Genomic DNA, 22,483 nt, shown 5'->3' with positions numbered 1-22,483 from the left:
GGCTTGGTATATCCCAAATACTAAAGCCAACAGAAGTTTTGTAGGATTACAAGAAAACTATGAGCATATTACAGAAAATATTCACCCGATTCATCATCACGCCTTCAAACAATTTATCAATTACCTCACTCTCAAAAGTTATAGTAATAATACGATTAAAACTTATCGGACAGAGTTTTTATCTTTTCTTAATTTTTTCGATGATGTTGCCGTCGAAAATCTCACTCCAGACCAGTTACAAGCCTACTTTTTGGTTTGTGCAACGCAACATAAACTAAGTGAAGCTACGATAAATAGTAGAATGAATGCCGTGAAATTTTACTATGAAAAGGTATTGAAGTATGAGCGTATGTTTTTTGATATTCCTCGCCCCAAAAAACCTCTTCAATTACCCAAAACATTGAACAGAAAAGAAATTCTTCTTCTATTTTCTGTTACCGACAACCTCAAACATCTGATGATCCTAAAACTTTGTTACGGCATGGGACTTCGGGTGAGTGAATTGGCTAAACTGAAAATTATTGACATCGACAGCCAAACCATGACGGTAAGAATAGAAAGAGGAAAAGGTAAAAAGGACAGATTCGTCACCTTGCCTCAAAGCATTCTAGAAGATCTTCGACTTTATTATGTTACCTATAGACCCTCTTATTTTTTATTCGAAGGCAGAGGCGGAAGCGAAATATCTACTCGGACAATACAAAAAGTTTTTAAAGATGCTATGCACAAGGCTAAAATTCAGAAAAATGTTGGTATTCATAGTCTTCGACACAGTTACGCGACACATTTGTTAGAATTAGGTACAGATATTTCTCATATCCAAAAACTATTGGGACATGAATCTATAAAAACAACCCTGAGTTACACGCACGTAAGCAATCATACTTTACGATCCGTTATTTCTCCATTGGATCAACTATACTAATTTTCTCAGGTTTTCGATAGGATGAAAAACAGCAAGAGTATAAATAAATCATCAAGAAAAGGTTAAATTAAAAAAACAAAAAAAACTTACCGACTTCATCCTAAAAATTCGTATTTTTTTTGTTAGTTTGCATACTAATTTTTTAGAAAAACAACATGAACAATCCAATGAGAATTAATCTAAACGCCTTCAAAAACTTTGTACGATCAAGTAATTTTGGAGGATTTCTCCTCTTTCTTTGTGTCATCCTTTCTTTGCTTCTTGCCAATAGTCCGGTCGCAGATAGTTTACACCATTTTTTTGCAAAGGAAATTGGTTTCGAAAACGCTAATATTCACCTAAGATACGATATTTCTACCTGGATAAATGATGGTTTGATGACTATTTTCTTCCTGATGGTTGGTCTAGAAATCAAAAGAGAAATTGTAGAAGGAGAACTTTCTTCGCCCCGAAAAGCTCTCGTACCTATTATTTGTGCTGTGGGTGGAGCAATTATCCCCGCTTTGTTTTATCTAGGCTTCAATGCCGGGACCGAAACTCAACACGGTTGGGGAATCTCTATGGCAACCGATATTGCTTTTGCTCTTGCCGTAATTTCTCTACTCGATAAACGGGTTCCTAGTAGCCTTAAGATATTTTTAGCCGCTCTAGCCATTGTCGATGATCTTATTGCGATCTTGGTAATTGCCCTATTCTACACAGACGAAATCCATGCCATGAATCTTCTCTATGCAGGTATCGGAATGCTTATACTTATTGCAATGAATCGTTCTAATGTAAAAAACCCTTGGTTATACCTAATTCCAGGTGTTTTTATTTGGTACTTTATTCATCATTCGGGCATCCATGCAACCATTGCAGGAGTTTTGGTTGCAAAGACATTACCAACGAATGATACAGAAATAGAATCTCCACTAGAAAAACTAGAACATGCGATTGCAAAACCTGTCAACTTTCTCATCATCCCTTTATTTGCATTTGCAAACACCAATATTACGCTAGAAAAGGAAATGCTGGGTGGTCTTGTCGCTCCTTTGGGTATGGGAATCTCGGTAGGACTACTTTTGGGTAAACCAATCGGTATTCTTCTAGCTTCTTTCATATGTACTAAACTAAAAATAGGGGAATTACCCCAAAATAGTAACTGGTTTCATATCGTTGGTGTAGGTTTTTTAGCAGGTATTGGGTTTACCATGTCTATCTTTATCTCTATTTTATCTTTCAACGACCCCTTGCATATATCAGAAGCAAAACTCTCTGTATTAGCAAGTTCTATGATTGCAGGTATTGTAGGCTATACATTGTTGAGAATGAATAAAAGTGTAAAAACAGAGCAAGCATAAGTTTGTTCTGTTTTCGTAACTTGGTCTAGATGCTGAATGTATAATAAAATTGCAAAAATCACCCAAAATCGGGTATTAGGAAAAGTATTATCCGCTACTTATATCCTAGCAATCGTGATTCTAATTGCGATGCTCGGCTTTGGATTTCCTAAGATATACTATCAATATGTAAATTATTTCTTCATCACCATTCTGCTAATTGGAGTTGTAAGAACTTCCTTCAACAACATTATTTTTGCAGAAAAATTAATTACTCGTGTATTTATTTTCGACCTTATTAGCATTGCAATTGTCCTCTATTGTATCTATCGACAATTAAACGAATATTCTTTTTTCTATGTCAGTAAATACTTGCAGCTTGCAATCGTACTAAAATTGATAAGAGAAATTGCTATTCCGCAACTCAACATTCGAAAATCAAAAATTACACCTCCACAGCTTTTTATCATTAGTTTTTTAATTTTGGTTTTTGGCGGTTCGGGATTGCTTATGCTACCAAAAGCTACCACACAATCTATTAGCTATCTTGATGCTCTATTTACAGCCACGAGCGCAGTTTGTGTTACAGGACTTACGGTGGTAGACACTGCAAGTGCATTCACTCCCTTTGGACATTTCTTATTGATGCTTTTGATACAAGCTGGTGGACTCGGCATTTTAACATTTGCAGGATATATTGCTTATTTCTTCAAAGGACAATCGACCTACGATAACCAAATAGCTCTTGGCAACATAGCCAATCACGACACGATAAGTGAGGTATTCGACTTTGTGAAAAGAATACTTTTGCTCACCTTCGGGATAGAATTATTGGGTGCTATTTTTATTTTCTTTTCGGTAGATAATATCAACTTTACATTCTTCGATCAACTTTTTTTTAGCATTTTTCATTCAGTATCGGCTTTTTGTAATGCTGGCTTCTCTACCCTACCGAACAATGTGATGAATGATAAATTAATTTTCAATTATCCTTTTCAATCGGCATTGATTTTCTTGATTTTTTTGGGTGGAATTGGTTTTCCGATTCTCATTAATCTATTAAAATATTTTCGTTATTTTATCCAGAAGACCATTTTCCGATTCATCCAAAAAACACCTAACAATAAAACTTGGGTATTTACACTAAGTTCTAAAGTAAACCTTGTTACTACATTATGCATATTGATAATTTCTACAATCATCCTATTTTTCGAAGAATATTATCAAACCTTAGCTCCGCACAAAGGATTCGGAAAATTGATTTCAGCAATCTTTCTCTCAACCACCCCTAGAACTGCAGGTTTCAACCATATCGATTTCACCGAACTCCACTTTTCATCTACCCTTATCATAATATTTCTCATGTGGATTGGTGCTTCACCTGCCGGTACCGGTGGCGGAATCAAAACGAGTACTTTTGCAATTGCTGTAGTAAACTTCCTCAACATCGCACGAGGCAAAACTAAAATAGAAATCTACAAAAGAGAACTTAGCCCTGTGAATGTGCAAAAAGCTTTCGCCGTAATGACGCTTTCTTTTCTTGTTATCGGACTTGGTATTTTCTTGATGACACGTTTCGATAGCCATTTGCACCTTATCAATGTTGCCTTCGAAGCCTTTTCGGCTTATTCTACCGTAGGTCTTTCGAGAAATACAACACCTTATCTCAGCAGCGAAAGTAAAATTGTTGTAATTTCGATGATGTTCATTGGGCGGGTTTCAATGATTACGATATTGATGGCATTCTTCAAAAAAACAACCTCAGAAAATTATCGTTATCCTACCGATGAAATTTTGATTTAACGAACCAACAAAAAATTTAGAACCATGAAAATTATAATTATAGGATTAGGTAATTTTGGCGAATCATTGGGCAGAAAAATGGCTAAATTGGGTCATGAAATTATAGGTGTTGATAACAAAATGGCAAAAGTAGAGTCGCTTAAAGATAAATTATCTTATACGATTTGTATGGATGCCACCGACGAAACAGCAATCCGTAAACTGCCTATAGACAATACCGATATTGTAATTGTGAGTATTGGCGAAGATGAAGGTGCGAATATTATGGCGACGGCTATTTTCAAGAACATGAATGTGAAAAGGTTAATCAGTCGAGCAATCAATCCATTACACGAAAATGTTCTACAAGCCATTGGTATTACAGAGATTATTCGACCAGAAGCCGAATCGGCAGAACGCTGGACAAAAAAACTCAATGTGAGGGGCGTAATAGACTCGTTCGAACTCAATAAAAAATTTAGCATCATCGAGGTAGAAACACCTAAAGAATTGGTGGGCAAAACCTTTGACGAAATACAATTCAAGAAAAATCATAATATTTTAGTGATGACGATCATTCAACAGAAAGAAGAAGCGAGTTTTCTTGGAGAATATAAAATCGTACCCGAAGTAAAAGGTTTTCCTTCTTCTACAACCATTATCGAGCCACGCGATGTATTGGTAATCTACGGTGCCAATGATGATATTTATAGGTTTCTGAAGAAGTTCTCGATCAACTAATTTGTTGAACCTTCCCTTTGCTGAAGCACTTCTAATGAGGGATCGTTTAGCTTTACACGCAACCAAGAACGCAACTTTTCTTCTTCTAGATTCTCACCAGAAAAAAGAACAATTGTCGTCAAAGAAAGCGAATCTGTTCGTGGATATTTTTGTAATCTTCCTACCGAAATAGTCTGGATTGTTGGAAATAGAACAGCCATTTCTTTCAACAGCTCCTCACCGTTTACTTGATAGTTTTTTAATTCATTTTTCAATAAATTAATTTCTATTTCTTGCTGACTCAATGAGTTGGTTTGCGCATTGATTTCGGATAAGATTTCCGATTTCAGATCATTTTCACCTTGTCGAATTTTTAATTTCGTTTTGGCTAAATGAAAGTTTTGTAAATCATCATTCAATTGGTTGATTTCTACACTATCAAATTTTTTGGTCAGAAATGCTACATCAATTTCCTTTGGATTAGATTGATAGTTAATGTTTTTGTAAATTAATGTATAGCCTTTTTGGGTAAAATTCTTTTGGATATAAGCTTCAACATTTTGGGCAAACTGTTTCTCTTTCAGTAAATTATAGGCTAAATAAAAACTTGGCAAAACCATCAAAACGACTAAAGTCGGAATGATATAACGCAATTTTTTATCTAACGCTGCATTGTCGGTAACAATCGGTTTATATTTTAATGCTTTGATAATGATAAAGGTCGCAATACCGATAAAAAAACAATTGATGGTATAGAGATAAATCGCCCCGAGAAAAAACTTAAAATCAAAAGTAGCCAAACCAAACCCTGCTGTACACAAGGGCGGCATGAGCGCTGTGGCAATGGCAACACCTGGAATCGGATTTCCTTTGTCTACTCGTGTAATAGAAATTGCTCCTACAAGCCCCCCGAAAAAGGCAATCAAAACATCGTAAATGGTAGGCGAAGTTCTTGCAAGCAATTCGGTCTGCACTTCTTTGAATGGACTCAAATAAAAGTATACTCCCGATACCAAAAGACTGACTATGGTTGCAATCGCCAAATTTTTAACGGATTTTTTGAGAAGATTAAAATTGTACGTTGCCAATGCGAAACCCGCTCCTACAATGGGACCCATGAGCGGCGAAATCAACATCGCCCCGATAATTACAGCGGTAGAATTCATATTGAGCCCGATAGATGCAATGAGAATTGCACAGGCCAAAATCCATAAATTTGCTCCACGAAAAGAAATATTTTTATAGACATCGTCTAGTACTTTTCTTGGATCTTCTTCACCTGCTTTTAGATTAAATAGTCTTTGTAATTGCCCCATTTATTCGTTGATTGTCTTTGGTTGTAAGGAATGATAAATTGTGTAAATGTAAAACTATTAAATTATTTTTTCGAATGCTTTTCGTTTGCCTCCACTCAACTCTACTTCGCCGCAATATACATACCCTAACTTTTCGAATATGCGCAACATACCATGATTATCGTGGTTGGTATCTACTTTTATACTGTTTATATTCTTCGCATTAGCTACTTTTTCCACTTCACGCATTGCCCAAGTTCCCAATCCTTTTACCGGATGATCTTGTGCTACTGCCAAACGATGAACAACCAAAGCTTCTCGATTGCTCAACCATCTTCCGTCTATTTTTTCGTACGCAGGTTCTACCTCATCTATGATCGCAATATAGCCTTTTAGTTCGCCATTTTTGTGCTGCATTACGTACGCAAAACCCTTGTCGATATCTTCTGCAATCACCGTTGGGTTCGGATAGCCATTTTGCCACTGAGAACTGCCGTCTTGTTTGCGTTTTAGGATTGCTTCTTGCAGGATTTCCCAAATTGCTTCTGCATCGTTCATGGTTGCTTGTCGAAAAATTATTTCTTCCATTTTATATATTGGTTTTTGTATGGACAAGGTATGAAGAATAAAAAAACCATCGAAATTTTCTCCGATGGTTTTCATCAACTTTTGAGGTTGAAAGAATTGTATTTTTTTACTTTGGACAAGATGAATTATATCCTACCTAAATTATTTATTTTTTACAAAGCAGAAACATTGATCCGAATGGTATTGCGATTGAGTTCTAAAAAACCTTCTTTTTCGAACGCTTTTAATAATCTCGAAATCACCACACGAGATGTGTTGAGTTCGTTTGCTATTTCTTGGTGCGTTTTATTGATGACATGCCCTTTGTTGATGGAAGCAACTTCGATAAGATATTTTCTCAATCGATCATTCATGTTACTGAAGGCAAGATTGTCTAGTGCCAACAGCATTTCATCTAAACGATGGTTATAGCTATTGAAAACATATGTTCGCCAAGAATGATGTTTCACCAACCATTGATCCATTTTGGTAATCGGTATCATAACCATTTCACCATCGGTTTCTGCAACAGCACGTACTTTGCTTTGTCGTTCACCCAAGCTACAAGCCATGGTCATTGCACAAGTATCGCCACGCTCGAGAAAATAAAGTAGCAGTTCACCACCGTCTAAATCTTCTCGCATGATTTTTATTGCACCCTTTAGGATTATCGGCATTGTTTTGATATACTGATCGATAGAAATTAACTGTTCACCAGCTTTGAATTCTACCAAGGTACCTAACTCATTAAATTCTGCCAACAATTCCTCTTCGAATTGGTTGGGATAGGGTTTGGGCTATTTTCTCACTTATCATTCTGCTAATGTAGTAATTTGTTTCGTAACACACCGTATAGATATGTCCCCAACAAAGCACCAACGATAACCAAAATCATCGAATACACACCGCTACCAAAGAGTACAAAAATAGTTCCTGGACAAGTCCCGATTAGGGCCCAACCTAAACCGAAAAGTATTCCACCAATCAAATAACGAGGAATGGTTTTACTTTTTGGTTCGATGACAATTGCTCTTCCATCGATATCTTTTGCATTTTTTCTTTTGATTATTTGTATTCCGATAACGCCAACAATCAATGCACCCATCATAAATCCGTACATATGGAATGATTGAAATTTGAACATTTCGTAGATTCTGAACCATGAAGCAGTTTCTGCTTTGTACATGGTAATCCCAAACAATATGCCTAATACGATATATACTATACTTCTCATTGTGTTAAAAAATTAAAGGAAAAATTAAATGAACCATGATCAATCCACCGATAAAAAAACCAACGACAGCAACGAGCGAAGGCCATTGCAAATTACTCAAACCAGAAATTGCATGTCCAGATGTACACCCTCCTGCATAACGCGTTCCAAAACCGATTAATAAACCACCTATCACCAAAAGAACAATATTTTTCGGGCTTAGATGATCGAAAATTTCGGCAGGATAATAAGAAGAACCTGCACTTGCAAAACCTTCTGTATGCAACTGCTCAATGGTTGTTTGTGCTATTTGCGGCACTTGATTGTCTGATAACCAATGCGATGCTACATACCCACCTGCAATGGCTCCGACCAAAAATAATAAATTCCAACGTTGTGTTTTCCAATCGAATCTGAAAAACTCACAGCTTTCTCCTGCACCCAAGGCAGAACATAGAGTTCGAAAATTAGATGAAAAACCGAAACTTTTCCCTAAATACATTAATATTAGCATAATAAAACCAACGATAGGCCCACCGACATACCATGGCCATGGCTGCATAATTATTTCCATTGTTTCTAACTTTTGTTGCAAAGTTGAGGATAAATTACGAACTGTAAAGTGACTAATGTTACACAAGTAGAGATTAAACATTGCTGACCAATATACCAATAATAGCCTTGAGAAAAAGTACTCCATCTACTATTACCAAAAAGAAAAGCAAGCTTTTTTGTTTTCTCAAAACAAAGACTAAAACAGTCATCAACAAAATAGGTATTTGAAGTATTAGTGTTTGTAGTATAGAAAATTTTTCTAGAACAGAAAAGCTGCCCACCAATACAGAATCGATTATCAACAAGGGCAATATCACCCGAGAAAGAGTCTGAAGGTATCCGTACTTCACCACGAAAGTTTGTAATTGTACATGGGCATCTTCTTCGTAATCTTTAAGGTCGAATATTATTGCATTGATACTACAAAATAAAAACGTATGAAAGAAAACACCATAAATAATAATTTTTGGTAAAGTTGCTACTTTATTTTGCCAGACAAGACAAAGATAGGGTAAAAGAACAGTCACAATAGCCCACGACCAACCGATGAAAAAAGGTTTGATAAAAGTATTTTTGCGTAACGATATTCCAAGCCTATTATCGTAAAAAACCAGTGCAAAGAGAATTGTCGCAATCGCCACCCAAAAAGGAAAACTAAAAATTATTTTGGTATTGATCGGATGATTCAATAATAAATATATCGCAATTACTAAAAAGATAAACCGAAATAAATTGACTAAAAACAGGATAGTCTTCGGATGGTTATAGAAATAAACACTTCGAAGATTATTTTGGTTTAAGGTTTTGGTATCCTTCCGGTAGGCGTACAGATAAAAAAGGAATGTTGCTGATGCTGAAAGCAAATAAAACAGAATCGAATTTTGGGGTAATTTTTGCAATTGTATACTTTCCCAACTTAAGCTCCAAACGATAAAAATCAAATAGAGATTGGTATAAAAAAAACCTTCTAACAGATGGCGAGCTTTAGAAAGGCCTAGAATCCTCATGCAGATCAATCCGATGAACAAATATAGAAAAATCTCGAAAAACTTTTTTCATATCTTCTCACTTATCTCTAATAGTTCGGTTCTATATTATTCACTTTGTATGTATTTTATCCTAAATCAACAACCAAAAAATATAATATTATTAAAATCAACTACGTAACAACGTACTAAAATTATCCATGTAAAAAGACAAGCAGATTCTAAAATATTCCTTATTTTTAGCAGAACAAAAGATCAAACGCAAAGAAATGATTAATAAAAAAGTAAACAGCATCGAGGAAGCTTTGGCCGGTGTAGAGAGTGGCATGACCTTAGCAATCGGTGGATTTGGTTTATCGGGAATTCCGGAAAACTTGATTCAAGGAATGGTGCAAAAGAAAATCAATAATCTTACATGCATTAGCAACAATGCGGGAGTAGATGATTTTGGATTAGGTTTATTACTACAAAACAGACAAATCAAGAAAATGATTTCTTCTTATGTAGGAGAAAATGCAGAATTCGAACGCCAAATGTTATCGGGGGAATTAGAAGTGGAACTCATCCCGCAAGGAACATTGGCAACACGTTTAATGGCGGCGGGTTACGGAATGCCAGCTATTTTTACGCCTGCAGGTGTAGGTACCGAAGTTGCAGAAGGTAAAGAGACCCGAAAATTTACTTTTCATGGGATAGAAAAAGAGTACTTGCTGGAGTATGCTTTCGAACCAGATTTTGCAATCGTCAAAGCTTGGAAAGGAGATACAGCAGGAAATTTAATTTATCGTGGAACCTCGAACAACTTCAATCATCCAGTTGCCATGTGTGGTAAAATCACCATTGCCGAGGTAGAAGAATTGGTAGAGCCAGGAGAATTGGATCCAAGTCAGATTCATACACCAGGGATTTTTGTACACCGAATAATCCAAGGAGAAAAGTATGAAAAACGAATTGAGCAACGTACAACTTTACCTAGAAAATAACCTTAACCCAAAGATTACAACTATGTTAGATAAAAACGGTATTGCAAAACGTATTGCAAAAGAAGTACAAGATGGCTATTATGTAAATTTAGGAATTGGTATTCCGACCTTGGTAGCCAACTATATACCAGAAGGAATAAATGTTGTTTTGCAGAGTGAAAACGGATTATTGGGCATGGGTCCTTTTCCGTATGAAGGTGAAGAAGATGCAGATTTCATCAATGCTGGGAAACAAACCATTACAACGTTGCCAGGCTCAGTAATTTTCGATTCGGCAATGAGTTTTGGTATGATACGTGCACGAAAAATAAATTTAACGATTTTGGGAGCAATGGAAGTTTCGGAAAACGGAGATATTGCCAACTGGAAAATACCAGGCAAAATGGTAAAAGGAATGGGAGGGGCTATGGATTTGGTAGCATCAGCAGATAACATTATTGTTGCGATGCAGCATACAAACCGTGCAGGCGAATCTAAGCTTTTACCAGAATGTACTCTTCCTTTGACAGGAATTCGTTGTGTGAAAAAAATCGTGACAGAATTAGCTGTTTTAGAAGTGGCTAAAGAAGGAGGTTTTCGATTGCTAGAGCGTGCCCCTGGTGTAAGTATAGAAACGATAAAAAAAGCAACCGCAGGAAAATTAATAATCGATGGTGATATTCCAGAAATGGAAATTTAATTTTTATAAAATTTTCTGGTAGGATGATGTGACTTTACAACAAACTATCAACTAAAAATTCTTTTAAATGAAGCTACAGTTCTTATTTATATAGAAAACATCCAACAGGCAAGTCCTTATATCTATAAAAAATGGTTTATTTAGATAAATAAACCATTTTTTCTCTATTCTATTTATTATCGACGCTTTCCGCCACGTTCTCTTCTTGAGTTGTTTGATCGACGATCACCGCCATTTTTTTTTCGGTCATTTCCACGACGAGCGCCACGAAAATCAGAACGTTTTCTCTCTCTTCTTCCGCTGCGATTATTGTCATATAATCGATTTGGTTCTGGTTTCGAAATTTGCACATCTATTTCTATTCCGTCACGATCTTTTCCGTTAAAAGAATCTAGAATTGTTTGGGTAAATTCGTCTTCTACTTCGAAAAATGAAAAATTTCTCAGGATTTCTATTTTACCTATTTCTATATTTCTATTGCGTGTAAACTCGTTGATCATCCCAATAAGGTTTGGTGCTTTTACACGATGTTTTTCTCCTAAATTCATATAGAAACGAGTAAAGTTTTTATTCGAACGACGGCCTCTTTCTCGTCCTTCTCCTCTACTGCTTTCAGATTCGTTAAGGTCTTTTGAGTTTTTATAATACTCTAAATATGTATTGAATTCTGCAGAAACGAAACGTTTGATTAATTCGTCACGATCCAAACCTTGAAGTTTCTCATACACAGCATCCATGTAAGGTTCTATTTGTATGTCATCAACTTCTGTGTTTTCTATTTTCTCGATTAAATTAAACATACGTCTTTCACAGATTTCTTCCCCACTCGGAACTTTCTTAAGTTCGATAGGGGCAGAAATAAATTTTTCAACGTCTTTTACTTTTCTACCTTCTCTAGAGTGTGCAATAATAATAGAAATACCTTTGTTACCGGCACGCCCTGTACGACCCGAACGGTGAACATACACTTCTGGATCATCCGGTAAACTATAGTTGATTACATGCGTTAATTCGTTAACATCAATTCCTCGGGCTGCAACGTCAGTTGCGACAAGAATTTGTATGTTTTTCTTACGAAATTTATCCATCACAAAATCACGTTGTGCTTGCGATAAATCTCCATGTAATGCATCTGCATTGTATCCGTCTTGCATCAAACGATCAGCAACTTCTTTGGTTTCTCGTCTTGTTTTACAAAATACAATACCGTAAATGCTTGGATAATAATCAGCTATTCGTTTTAGTGCTAAATAACGATCGCTTGCACGCACCATATAGTATTGATGTTCGATATTTTTCGACGCCATGTTTACTTTACTCACCGCAATTTCTACAGGTTTGAACATGTATTCTGCAGCAATACGTCTTACTTCCCGTGGCATGGTAGCCGAAAACAATAAGGTTTGTTTTTCTTCTGGTGTTGTTTCTAGGATATTATCTATCTCATCCCGAAATCCCATGTTCAACATCTCGTCTGCTTCGTCTAATACAGTCCATGTGATATTGTTAATTTTCAATGCATTACGCTTGATCAAATCCATAGTCCGACCCGGTGTTCCGACGACGATTTGTGGATTATCTCGCAAACCTTTTATTTGCTTCACAATATCTGCACCACCGTAAACAGCTTGTATTTTTACTCCCTGCATATGGGCAGCAAAGCTTTCCATTTCTTTGGCAATCTGCAAACAAAGTTCACGAGTTGGACAAAGGATAATCGCCTGAACGTTTTTTTGAGATAAATCGAGTTGATTAAGAATCGGTAATCCAAACGCGGCAGTTTTTCCGGTACCGGTTTGTGCCAAGGCAATCACATCTTGATCTGAAGATAAAATTTGTGGAATTGCTTTTTCTTGAATGGGTGATGGGCTAACGAATCCCATATCTTCTACGGCAGATAAAATTTCTGGTTGAAGACCTAAATCTTTGAATGTCATCATTTTTTTACATTAGTAACCGGGATAAATTCATTTATCATTCACTCCGGTTGTCTTTTTTACTTAACTATTCGGATATGAAAGAATAAAATTAAATGGCCAAGCAGCCGAAAAATCCCTAAATGAAATTCTTTTAACATCCGCCCTTTCTCTCCCAGAAAAAGGTTTTGCAAATCTACAACTAATTTTCGCAATTACCAACTATTATTTCACATTACCCTATCCTTACTTGCATATGCTCTAAAACCTTGCCAACCAACAACTTATCTCCCAATTTTTGAAATCCTAGACGCTCGTAGAGTCGCTTTGCATGTGGATTATCGATATCGACGAGCAAGCCGACCGCTTTGTTATTCTCGCTCGAGATATTTTCTATGACATATTTGATAAGTGTAGAGCCTATTCCTTTTCCCTGAAAATCAGGATTTACACCTAACGTATCTAAATACCATTCGCCAGCTTCGGTTTCATCTTCAGGCGAAATCTCGTTTTGATATTTTTCTTTTAGGTATTGTATAATTGGTCTTCTCAGCTCATTAAGCATTCCTCCATCGTAGACATTAATTGCTCCTGCGATTTGGCCATGCATTTCTAATACCCAAATATTTTCATACGAATATTGATTGCTTTTCTGAGCAATAAAATACTCTAGAAATGCAAGTGATTTTTCTCTATTTTCTTCATTGATAAACGTATAAACGATATCTTCCATTGCTATTAATAGTAATGGAGCAATTTCTTTGCTATCATTTTTCTTTGCTTTTCTAATCAACATATTGATAAACATATTTTTAAGTGTATTACGCAACAATTTCGTTGCCTATATTAGGACTACACCTTATGAGTTATTATAAAACAAAACAGCCAAGAAAAAACTTGGCTGCTCGATTAACTACTAAAATCTATTAAATGATAAGATATTATTTTGCTTTTGCTTTATCGAGCAAGTTATTATATCCTTCTTTTACATCTTCTGCGGCCTTTTTAGAAGCATCTTTAACATCATCCGCTGCTTTTTTAGAAGCGTCTTTGACATCTTCTGCAGTATTATTTACTGCTTCTTTTGTTTTTGTAGCTGCATGATCAACTCCTTCTTTTACATCTTGTGCTGTTTCTGAAACTCCTTTTTTGAAGTTGTCCCAAGCAGTTTGTGCTTCGTCTCGAGTTTTACGAGCTGCCTCTTCTGCTGCCTTATCTCCTCTCGCGATTGCTTCATCCAATTCTTTTTGTGCTTGATCTAAACGTGCTTTTGCTTCTGCTTCATCTATTTCTGGAGAAACGGTAGTTACAGTTTCTACGTGCATCACAGAATCGTTTACATCTTCTACAACAACTGTTTTTTCTTCTTTTTTACAAGAGGTTGCGAATATCATGGTCATTACAGATAGACCTACAATTAGTTTTTTCATTTCGTATATTTTTTTAAAATTTTAGATTCAATTAAATTAATATTCAAAAATCAAACCAAGATATAACTTTTACTATAAATTATTTTTCTGGTTGGATGCTTTTAGCATTCGATAATGGCCTGATAAATCTTTTCTCAACTCAACATATTCATAATCACCGCTATACAACTCAGTCATTTCCTGACTCAAATATTGATTAATTTCTAAATATAAGACTCCTTCCGCTGTTAAGATTTCTTTAGCCACTTCTATTATGCGTTGATAATATTTAAGTGGATTGTCATCAGCTACAAAAAGCGCAGTTTCGGGTTCGAAATTCAATACATTTTGATGCATCGCCTCTTTCTCACAATTGCGTACATAGGGTGGATTAGAAACAAGCACATCGTATTTTTTTTCGGTAGGAAATTTATCAAAAATGTCGTGAACGAAAAAGTCCACTTCTACTTTATTGTACTTTGCATTTTTCTTTGCCATTGCTATGGCTTGTGCAGAAAAATCAATTGCAGAAATCTGAGCGTTTGGTAGAAGATGTTTCAATGCTATCGGAATGCATCCACTTCCTGTCCCAATATCCAACACACGTAATTCGTTGGTTCTTTTGTGTAAATCCTTCGCTATCCATTCGACTAATTCTTCAGTTTCGGGTCTTGGAATCAAGGTAAATTCATTCACCAAAAATTTCCAATCCATAAAATATGCATAGCCGAGTATCTGCTGAATCGGTTTTCCCAGTGACAAGGCGACTACATCATTTTCTATTTCATCCAACCGAAATATATGTTCTGCTGGTAATAGAAAATCCGAAGAACTGAAATGATATTTCTCTTCAAGATAATACCGAAATAATGCTTTTGTTTCTTGTTCATCGTATAGGGTAGAAAGCGACTGCACAAAAATTTTTTCTAATTCTGCTAAATTCATTTTACAAAAATACGCTTATCATCCATGTTTATTTAGTAACAACATTTTTATTTACTACCTGCACATAAATCTATTCACTATTTTATTAGAAAAAACCATACATTCTTTCTGTTATTCTATTCTCTATATTGGTAATGATGCCAATCTAAAAAAAACAAATAGAAATTACAAATACATAGCGTTTAAACTCTGCATTCGAACGCCAGACAAACAGTACGAGCAGAGATCGTAACCAAATTGATAATCGAGAACAAACTACTATATTCAACAATTAAAAACACTTTTACCGAAATGCTTTTTTCTAGACCTAATTTCTCTTAACTACGAATAAATCGTATCTTTGACCTACGATGAAAAAAGACATTAACACGCTTGATCCGAAAGATTTTATCCTGGTAAAAGGAGCTAAATTACACAACCTAAAAAACATCGATATAGCGATCCCCAAAAACAAACTCGTAGTAATTACAGGAATGTCGGGATCAGGAAAATCGACCTTAGCTTTTGACACTCTGTATGCCGAAGGTCAACGAAGATATGTAGAAAGCTTATCTTCGTACGCTAGACAATTTTTGGGTAAACTCGACAAACCACAGGTCGACTATATTAAAGGAATTGCACCTGCAATAGCAATTCAGCAGAAAGTTATCAGCAGTAATCCACGATCAACCGTTGGGACGAGCACAGAAATATACGATTATCTGAAGCTTTTGTATGCTCGTGTTGGCAAAACTTTTTCACCAATTTCGGGCAAAGAAGTAAAAAAAGACTCGGTAACGGATGTCATTAACTTTGTCATGTGTTTAGCCGAAAACACAAAATTATTACTTTTAATTGATCTTCTTGTTCCACACGATAGAACGTTCACCGAACATTTAAATCTTCTCAATCAGCAAGGATTTAATCGTCTTTTGGTCGATGGCCAACAAGTAAAAATAGAAGATCTGATCGAGTTTCATTTCCAGCCCACCAAAGAACATAAAATTTATCTTATCATCGATCGGATATCTACTCAAAAGGACGAAGCATTTTTACACCGATTGGGTGATGCAGTAGAATTGGCTTTTTTTGAGGGGAAAGGAGAAATTATTTTAGAAGAATCCGACAAGTCTAAAAAACATTTTTTTTCTACAAAATTTGAGTTAGACGGTATTAATTTCAACGATCCTAATATTCATTTTTTTAGTTTCAATAATCCCTACGGTGCTTGTCCGACTTGCGAAGGTTACGGTAAAATTATAGGTATCGATGAAAACCTAGTCATCCCGAATAAAAATCTCACTATTTTCGAGGACGCAGTTGTTGCTTGGAAAGGAGAAAAAATGAGTGAATGGAAAAATCATTTTATCAAAATCGCCTCCAAGAAAGATTTTCCTATCCACAAACCCTACTTCCAATTGACCGATGCGCAAAAAGATTATTTGTGGCATGGTGACAAAGAATGGGAAGGAATAGATGGCTTTTTTCAGATGGTCGAAAGCAACTCCTACAAAATCCAATACCGTGTCATGCTCTCGCGCTATCGTGGTAAAACCAAATGCCCTATGTGCAAGGGAAAGCGTCTACGACCAGAAGCCAATTGGGTGAAAATCAACAACCAATCTTTACCCGACTTGGTCGACCTGCCATTAGGCGAGTTGAAAAAGTTTTTCGACACCATCGAATTTTCAGAATACGATCAGCAAGTTGCCGGCAGAATCATCTACGAAATAGAAAGTCGACTTTCTTTCTTACTCGATGTTGGCTTAGACTATCTTACCCTAAATCGGGCATCGAATACCTTGTCGGGTGGAGAGAGTCAACGAATCAATTTAGCAACATCTTTGGGTTCGAGTTTGGTGGGGTCGATGTATGTTTTAGACGAACCCTCGATCGGTTTACACTCGAAAGACACCGTTCGATTTCTTTCTGTTCTGAATAGATTGCGCGATTTAGGAAACTCTGTTATTGTGGTAGAACATGACGAGGATATCATAAAGGCAGCCGATTATATCATCGATATTGGTCCCGAAGCAGGTATTAACGGTGGTGAAGTAGTTTTTGAAGGTACGTATGATGAATTGCTAAAATCCAACACTTTAACGGCTCAATACCTTAACGGGAAAATGAGAATCGATTTACCCGAAAAACGCATCCCACCCAAAAACATGCTTATCGTTACCGGTGCACGAGAAAACAACCTAAAAAATATAGATGTTAGTTTTCCGCTCAACATGCTTACTGTGATTACTGGTGTTAGTGGTTCTGGGAAATCTACGTTGATGAAAGATATTCTGACGCCTGCTCTCCAACGAGAACACGGACAATATGGGAATAAAGTTGGTGATTTTGATGAACTGAAAGGAGCAGTGAAATCGATTAAATCCATCGAACTAATCGATCAAAATCCCATCGGGAAATCATCTCGATCAAATCCTGTTACCTATGTTAAAGCATACGACGATATTCGTGCTTTGTTTGCGGCTCAAAAAGCAAGTAAACTTATGGGCTTCACTGCTAAACATTTCTCTTTCAATGTCGATGGAGGTCGATGCGAAAACTGCAAAGGCGAAGGAACGATCACAATCGAAATGCAATTCATGGCCGATGTAGAACTAGAGTGTGAAACTTGTCATGGAAAACGTTTTCAGCAAGCCGTTTTGGACGTTAAGTTTGAAAACAAAAATATTTCAGATATCCTGCTCATGAGTATCGACGAGGCAATTGGTTTTTTTACGCTTCATAGACAAGATAAAATTGCACAAAAACTACAACCACTACAAGATGTAGGTTTAGACTATGTACAATTAGGACAATCATCGAACACGCTTTCCGGCGGTGAAGCGCAACGCATAAAATTGGCATATTTCCTTACCAAAGGAGAAACCAAGGATAGAACTTTGTTTATTTTCGATGAACCTTCGACTGGGCTACATTTTCATGATATTGAGAAGTTGGTAAAAGCTTTTCGTGCTTTGATAGAAATCGGACATTCGGTTTTCGTCATCGAACATAATATGGATATTATAAAAGTGGCCGATTGGGTAATTGATCTTGGCCCCGAAGGTGGCAAAAAAGGAGGTTATCTCGTTGCCGAAGGAACGCCAGAAGAAGTAGCAAAAGTAAAAAATTCATATACCGGGCATTTCTTGGCAGAAAAACTCAAAGAACATAAAAAATAAGCTTTTCCCTAGTTTTTAGTAGGATGAAAATAATCGAGTAAGTTAGAATAAAAAGATAAATGGTTGTGCATCAGTTGGATCTTACTAAACCGATAAACTATCCGTTTGATTAGCCCACTATCCCTAGAAAAATGTAGCAACTTTTCTTAGGTGGCTATTACGCATATCATATCAATAAGAAAACAGAGAAATAAAATGTTTTTTGTAGGATAAAATCTAAATTCGTTTACGTATTAACGCCATTGGCTAAGATCAACCTTTACCGAAAAGATATTCGAATACAAAGCAATCGATTGATCACCAATATCGGTTAACGCATAATCGATACTAATACCACGGTATTTGAAACCGACACCAACATTGGGCTGAAAAGTGTTTTTATACTTTTCGTTGAACTGCATTTCTTTCTGAAAATTATTGACTCCCCCACGGAGAAAAACCATATCATCGTACGAAATTTCGACACCAGCTGCAGGCGATAAACTAAAACCTTTCATCGAAAAAATATCATTCGATTCCTGAAAATGCATGTTAAGATCTACCTCACCCAAAACCTTGAATCGATCGGAAATCGAAAAAGTTTTAGCCACCCCGAGATTGAGTTTTGGCAAGGTTAACTCGATATCTTCTCCAGGTAAATCATTCACCGTTACTACATCATCTGCATTTGGTTCGTCTATCGAAATACTAGGAAGTTTATCGTAGTTTATTTTCCATACATTGAAAGTTGTGGTGATATCACGCGCCATCAAACCAAAATAAAAATCACTCTCGGTTTTATACCGCATACCGAAATCTAGACCAAAACCGAAAGAATTGGCAAACTTCCCGATATGTCGATAAACAATTTTGGCATTCGCACCGACTTGTAAATCTTTATTACCCAAAAAGTTTCCAGCATAAGAGGCAGATAATGCATAATCCGCAGTTGAGAATTTATTGATTTTATTGTAATCTATATTTCCTTGATTATCGATAAGCTCTGTCGTATTCAGAATATCATCTACCCCAAAACGATAGAGAGAAACGGCCAAAGTAGAATTGTTTTCTATAGGAAAAGCGACGGATAGATAATCGTATTTTGCAATCGACTGAAAATACTCTGCGTGCATAGCCGAAAATTGAGATCCGAAAATCACATCGGATAATCCTGCCGGATTCCAATACGCTGCATTCACATCGCCAATATTAGCCACCACGGCATTACCCATACCAAAAGCACGTGCATCTACACCGATGTTCAAAAACTCGTTCGAGTATTTTCGGGCAGATTGAGCAAAAGCAAAGCCTTGCGTAAAAAAAGCTACAAAAAGGATCGTTTTCTTCAAAATTCTAAATAACAAGTGTCGTGAATAAAAACTCAAAAATAATAGTTTTATTGTATTTCTATGTTGCATGCCTCGAAAGTTTGTATTTTTGACCTTAATATTTTTTTACATGAAACTATTAAACATTCCCAACCTTCTCACTTTACTCAACTTATGCTGTGGAATTTTAGCCTCTGTTTTGGTATTGGCTGGTGGAGATATTTATGGCATTTTTATTTTGATAAGTATCAGTTTGATAGCTGATTTTTTAGACGGAATGGTTGCAAGAGCTATGAAAATAAGTTCGCCAATCGGGAAAGAATTAGACTCTTTGGCCGATGTGATTTCTTTTGGTGTAACACCTGGAGTGATGATGTTGGTCTTATTGCTCAATTATCCGATTAGTGGAAACGCTCTCTATACCGGACAAATTCACCTCACTTGGTTGTCCTTGATCGGGCTGATGATTCCGGCTTTTTCGGCTTTGCGTTTGGCAAAATTTAATTTAGACGAAGAACAAAGCACCTATTTCAAAGGATTGGCAACGCCTTCTAATACCTTACTAATCTTTTCGGTTTTCTATATCGTAGAAATGAAAGGTCAAATGTTTTCTGCAACCTACGATTGGATAGTGTTGATTGCCATTACGGTCATTAGCAGTTTTTTGTTGATTGCCGATTTACCCCTTTTTGCGCTAAAATTTAAAGGATTCGCTTGGCGCGACAATTATTATAAATATATTTTTCTGATGATAAGTTTGGTCTTGCTTATTTTCTTCAAATTCTATGCAATTCCGTTTATCATCCTCCTTTATATCATCACATCAATTATCTATAAAAAAGAAATTATCAAATGAAATTAACCAAGAACATCTGTTTTTTCGATTTAGAAACAACCGGAACCAATATTGCCAAAGATCGTATCGTAGAAATTGCGATTGTCAAAGCATATACCAATGGCGAGAAAGAAACCAAAACTTGGCGAGTAAACCCAGAAATGCCCATTCCACCAGAGACTTCATTGGTTCATGGTATTTATGATGAAGATGTGAAAGATGCACCTACTTTTCGAGAAATTGCACCACAAATTGTAGAATTAATCAAGGATTCTGATTTGGCAGGATTCAATTCTAACCGTTTTGATATTCCTCTTTTGGCTGAAGAGTTTTTGAGAAACGGAATCGATTTCGATTTAGAAAAACACCGACCGATTGATGTTCAAGTGATTTTCCATAAGATGGAACCAAGAAATTTAGCAGCGGCATATAAGTTTTATTGTGACAAAGATTTAGAAAACGCCCATTCTGCAGAAGCCGATACTTTGGCAACTTACGAGGTATTGATGGCACAGATCGAGAAATATGAAGAACTGAAAAATGACAATCAATTCTTGAGTGAATTTTCATCTCAACGCCGAACAGTTGATTTTGCAGGTTTTATTTTGATGAATGAGCAAAACGAAGAAGTGATCGGATTTGGCAAATACAAAGGTCAAAAAGTAACCGATGTGTTCAGCAAAGATCCTGGATATTACGCTTGGATTCAGCAAGCTGATTTTCCTCTTTATACCAAAAAAGTTTTCACAAGACTCAAACTTAAATCCTCATTCGCATGAAAATAATTTGTGTAGGACGAAACTATGCCGAACACGCAAAAGAACTCGACAATCCGATTCCAGAAGAACCGATGTTTTTTATGAAACCAGATACAGCGCTGATGAAAGATTCACAGTTTGTGATTCCTAGTTTCAGTAATGAGATTCATTTTGAAGTGGAAATTGTCCTGAAAATTTGTAAAACCGGAAAAATGATTCAACCCGAATTTGCACACCGATATTACGAAGAAATCAGTTTGGGAATTGATTTCACCGCTCGGGATATACAAACAAAACTGAAAGAACAACGCTTCCCGTGGGAAAAAGCAAAATCGTTTGATCATTCGGCTTTTGTTTCTTCTTTTTATTCTAAAAATAATTTCGACTTGGCCCATTTAGATTTTGGTTTGATGAAAAACAACACTTGGGTACAACAAGGAAATACCCACGAATTATTGTTCGATTTTGATACATTGATTGTGGAAGCTTCGAAATATTTCACCCTAAAAAAAGGAGATCTTATTTTTACAGGAACACCAAAAGGCGTGGGACAAATCATCTCAAAAGATATTTTAAGTGGTTACCTCAATCAAAAGAAAGTTTTTGAGGTTTCTGTTTTGTAGTCGGAAAATTTCAACTAAAGTTATTTAACTATTTTTATATTATTTCATCTCAAGAAAAATTACTGGAAAAAATATGGCTTTATGTAAAGTGATAAAAATGATTATCGCCCAATGAAAATATACCTACTAATGATTCTCAGCAAACTGCGATAAATAAGCAGTAAGTATGGTTGTAAATAATGAATTTTTAATGTATCGATATTATTATAATGTGTACATTAAATCTTGGTGTTATTTACGATTTTTTTATTAATTCGTAAATAATTCCAACATTTGGTAATAATTCAGCACCAAATATTATTTTAATATCGAGTTTTAAATCTACATTATTACTTTTTATTATGCTATTGGTAATTTATCTTGAAGTTTTAATTGATAATTAAAACACTAGTATTAATTTATGTATTCTTTTAAAAAAAGTAGATTTTAATAAAAGATATAATAAAACCACCGATAAGATTAACAAATGCTATTGTAAATCCCCCAAAAACTCCGACAGTTT

The 22,483-nt window shown here is 35.9% G+C and carries 21 protein-coding genes; 10 read left to right on the top strand and 11 right to left on the bottom strand.

Features of this window, described 5'->3' with window-relative positions:
* The 4 genes from HMPREF2660_RS04710 to HMPREF2660_RS04695 all read left to right on the top strand — a co-directional run.
* On the top strand, nt 1–925 hold a 925-nt coding region (locus HMPREF2660_RS04710; RefSeq protein ID WP_070485862.1), incomplete at its 5' end, for a tyrosine-type recombinase/integrase.
* 167 nt (nt 926–1,092) lie between these two features.
* Nucleotides 1,093–2,268: a Na+/H+ antiporter NhaA gene (gene nhaA / locus HMPREF2660_RS04705; RefSeq protein WP_070485872.1), complete on the top strand. Its 1,176-nt coding sequence runs from the start codon at nt 1,093–1,095 to the stop codon at nt 2,266–2,268.
* A gap of 36 nt (nt 2,269–2,304) precedes the next feature.
* Entirely contained in the window at nt 2,305–4,050 is a 1,746-nt protein-coding gene (locus HMPREF2660_RS04700; RefSeq protein WP_185097013.1) for a TrkH family potassium uptake protein, read from the top strand.
* Between the two features lie 24 nt (nt 4,051–4,074).
* Nucleotides 4,075–4,770, top strand: coding sequence for a potassium channel family protein (locus HMPREF2660_RS04695; protein ID WP_013597280.1), 696 nt, complete (start codon nt 4,075–4,077; stop codon nt 4,768–4,770).
* Here HMPREF2660_RS04695 and HMPREF2660_RS04690 read toward each other — a convergent pair.
* The 6 genes from HMPREF2660_RS04690 to HMPREF2660_RS04665 form a co-directional block, all read right to left on the bottom strand.
* The gene (locus HMPREF2660_RS04690) at nt 4,767–6,065 is read right to left on the bottom strand and encodes a DUF389 domain-containing protein (protein ID WP_070485860.1); all 1,299 of its coding nucleotides are present in this window, start codon (nt 6,063–6,065) and stop codon (nt 4,767–4,769) included. The genes HMPREF2660_RS04695 and HMPREF2660_RS04690 overlap by 4 nt on opposite strands.
* A 57-nt stretch (nt 6,066–6,122) precedes the next feature.
* Complete coding sequence (locus HMPREF2660_RS04685; RefSeq protein ID WP_070485868.1) at nt 6,123–6,632, bottom strand: GNAT family N-acetyltransferase; 510 nt, start codon at nt 6,630–6,632, stop codon at nt 6,123–6,125.
* A 152-nt stretch (nt 6,633–6,784) separates the two neighbouring features.
* Nucleotides 6,785–7,372, bottom strand: a complete 588-nt coding sequence (locus HMPREF2660_RS04680; RefSeq protein ID WP_255356413.1) for a Crp/Fnr family transcriptional regulator — start codon at nt 7,370–7,372, stop codon at nt 6,785–6,787.
* 59 nt (nt 7,373–7,431) lie between these two features.
* Nucleotides 7,432–7,845, bottom strand: a complete 414-nt coding sequence (locus HMPREF2660_RS04675) for a DUF6691 family protein (RefSeq protein ID WP_070485856.1) — start codon at nt 7,843–7,845, stop codon at nt 7,432–7,434.
* A 4-nt stretch (nt 7,846–7,849) separates the two neighbouring features.
* Nucleotides 7,850–8,398, bottom strand: coding sequence for a YeeE/YedE family protein (locus tag HMPREF2660_RS04670; protein WP_070485854.1), 549 nt, complete (start codon nt 8,396–8,398; stop codon nt 7,850–7,852).
* A 73-nt stretch (nt 8,399–8,471) separates the two neighbouring features.
* Nucleotides 8,472–9,386 carry a UbiA prenyltransferase family protein gene (locus tag HMPREF2660_RS04665; protein WP_070485852.1) on the bottom strand — a complete coding sequence of 305 codons (915 nt, stop codon included), beginning with the start codon at nt 9,384–9,386 and terminating at the stop codon, nt 8,472–8,474.
* 248 nt (nt 9,387–9,634) lie between these two features.
* Here HMPREF2660_RS04665 and HMPREF2660_RS04660 point away from each other — a divergent pair, with 248 nt between their 5' ends.
* Both HMPREF2660_RS04660 and HMPREF2660_RS04655 read left to right on the top strand, forming a co-directional pair.
* Nucleotides 9,635–10,348 (top strand): CoA transferase subunit A, encoded by a 714-nt coding sequence (locus HMPREF2660_RS04660; RefSeq protein WP_013597287.1) that lies wholly within the window; start codon nt 9,635–9,637, stop codon nt 10,346–10,348.
* Between the two features lie 22 nt (nt 10,349–10,370).
* Complete coding sequence (locus tag HMPREF2660_RS04655) at nt 10,371–11,027, top strand: 3-oxoacid CoA-transferase subunit B (protein WP_013597288.1); 657 nt, start codon at nt 10,371–10,373, stop codon at nt 11,025–11,027.
* Nucleotides 11,028–11,203: 176 nt separating this feature from the next.
* On the opposite strand, the gene HMPREF2660_RS04650 is transcribed toward HMPREF2660_RS04655, so the two are convergent.
* The 4 genes from HMPREF2660_RS04650 to prmC form a co-directional block, all read right to left on the bottom strand.
* Complete coding sequence (locus HMPREF2660_RS04650; protein WP_070485850.1) at nt 11,204–12,967, bottom strand: DEAD/DEAH box helicase; 1,764 nt, start codon at nt 12,965–12,967, stop codon at nt 11,204–11,206.
* Nucleotides 12,968–13,178: 211 nt separating this feature from the next.
* The gene (locus HMPREF2660_RS04645) at nt 13,179–13,739 is read right to left on the bottom strand and encodes a GNAT family N-acetyltransferase (protein WP_013597290.1); all 561 of its coding nucleotides are present in this window, start codon (nt 13,737–13,739) and stop codon (nt 13,179–13,181) included.
* Nucleotides 13,740–13,884: 145 nt separating this feature from the next.
* Nucleotides 13,885–14,373 (bottom strand): hypothetical protein, encoded by a 489-nt coding sequence (locus tag HMPREF2660_RS04640; RefSeq protein WP_013597291.1) that lies wholly within the window; start codon nt 14,371–14,373, stop codon nt 13,885–13,887.
* A 72-nt stretch (nt 14,374–14,445) separates the two neighbouring features.
* Nucleotides 14,446–15,297: a peptide chain release factor N(5)-glutamine methyltransferase gene (prmC, locus tag HMPREF2660_RS04635; RefSeq protein ID WP_070485848.1), complete on the bottom strand. Its 852-nt coding sequence runs from the start codon at nt 15,295–15,297 to the stop codon at nt 14,446–14,448.
* A gap of 350 nt (nt 15,298–15,647) precedes the next feature.
* Between prmC and uvrA the strand changes: the two genes are divergently transcribed.
* Entirely contained in the window at nt 15,648–18,458 is a 2,811-nt protein-coding gene (gene uvrA, locus HMPREF2660_RS04630; RefSeq protein ID WP_070485846.1) for an excinuclease ABC subunit UvrA, read from the top strand.
* Nucleotides 18,459–18,691: 233 nt separating this feature from the next.
* On the opposite strand, the gene HMPREF2660_RS04625 is transcribed toward uvrA, so the two are convergent.
* Nucleotides 18,692–19,855, bottom strand: a complete 1,164-nt coding sequence (locus HMPREF2660_RS04625) for a putative type IX sorting system protein PorV2 (protein WP_083299064.1) — start codon at nt 19,853–19,855, stop codon at nt 18,692–18,694.
* 40 nt (nt 19,856–19,895) lie between these two features.
* On the opposite strand from HMPREF2660_RS04625, the gene HMPREF2660_RS04620 reads away from it, so the two are divergent.
* The 3 genes from HMPREF2660_RS04620 to HMPREF2660_RS04610 are packed head-to-tail and all read left to right on the top strand — an operon-like array spanning nt 19,896 to nt 21,981.
* Nucleotides 19,896–20,621: a CDP-alcohol phosphatidyltransferase family protein gene (locus HMPREF2660_RS04620; protein WP_070485864.1), complete on the top strand. Its 726-nt coding sequence runs from the start codon at nt 19,896–19,898 to the stop codon at nt 20,619–20,621.
* Nucleotides 20,618–21,379: a 3'-5' exonuclease gene (locus HMPREF2660_RS04615; RefSeq protein ID WP_070485845.1), complete on the top strand. Its 762-nt coding sequence runs from the start codon at nt 20,618–20,620 to the stop codon at nt 21,377–21,379. The genes HMPREF2660_RS04620 and HMPREF2660_RS04615 overlap by 4 nt, the downstream gene beginning before the upstream one ends.
* On the top strand, nt 21,376–21,981 hold the full coding sequence (locus HMPREF2660_RS04610; RefSeq protein WP_070485843.1) for a fumarylacetoacetate hydrolase family protein: 606 nt from the start codon (nt 21,376–21,378) through the stop codon (nt 21,979–21,981). Before HMPREF2660_RS04615 ends, HMPREF2660_RS04610 begins: the two co-directional genes overlap by 4 nt.
* The last annotated feature ends 502 nt before the right edge of the window (nt 21,982–22,483 follow it).

The sequence above is a fragment of the Weeksella sp. HMSC059D05 genome (assembly GCF_001809725.1).
Taxonomy (GTDB): Bacteria; Bacteroidota; Bacteroidia; order Flavobacteriales; family Weeksellaceae; genus Weeksella; species Weeksella virosa.
Note: the sequence above shows the minus strand (reverse complement) of the source record. Positions and strands in the feature narration are given on the sequence as shown.